The 580-nt window shown below is 44.3% G+C and carries 1 pseudogene; it reads right to left on the bottom strand.

Annotated elements, in window-relative coordinates:
- Window positions 1–202: 202 nt before the first annotated feature.
- A pseudogene (locus tag R8O10_RS26510) lies at window positions 203–580 on the bottom strand (oligoendopeptidase F); the annotation flags it as partial.

Raw genomic sequence — 580 nt, 5'->3', positions numbered from 1 at the left:
GTTTGAGTGTCTGTTAACCTTTTGAGCCGATTTTTTCGGCGGTGTGCGGATTCTTTATACAACACATGGTCATTTGCTTTGTCACTGCTTCTATGAGCAAACGGCTATACGAACCAAAGAAACCGCCAGTACCACCAAATAGTTCGAACTGAAGCCCTATCCGAGCAAGATTTATCGACTAGGGTCAACAGAACTCAACCTCTTATTGGCTACGCTGCGCAAGTAGGCGTTCAAACTCATCGACTTTGTCTCGTACAAGCTCCACGCTTTGTTGCTAGAAGTCTGGTTTGGTTAAGTCCATCGATAGATGTTTTTCAACCACCTCTTCTGCCATCATGTTGCCAGTATCACGCAGTAAATTAACGTAATCAATGTAGAAGTTTTCACCTTTAGCTTCACGTTGCGCGTAAATGCCTTTACTGAACAAGAAGCCGAATAGATACGGATAGTTATAGAAACTCACATCGGCAATCGAGAAGTGCAGCTTGCTTGCCCAAAAATAGGGGTCAGCTTCACTCATCACGTCTCCGTACCAATCTTCCCACGTTTCTGACATCAGATTACAGAAATCCTGAGCGGT

The sequence above is a fragment of the Vibrio sp. 1727 genome (assembly GCF_033344415.1).
GTDB classification, from domain to species: Bacteria; Pseudomonadota; Gammaproteobacteria; order Enterobacterales; family Vibrionaceae; genus Vibrio; species Vibrio alginolyticus.
This window is presented reverse-complemented; position numbering and strand designations above follow the sequence as displayed.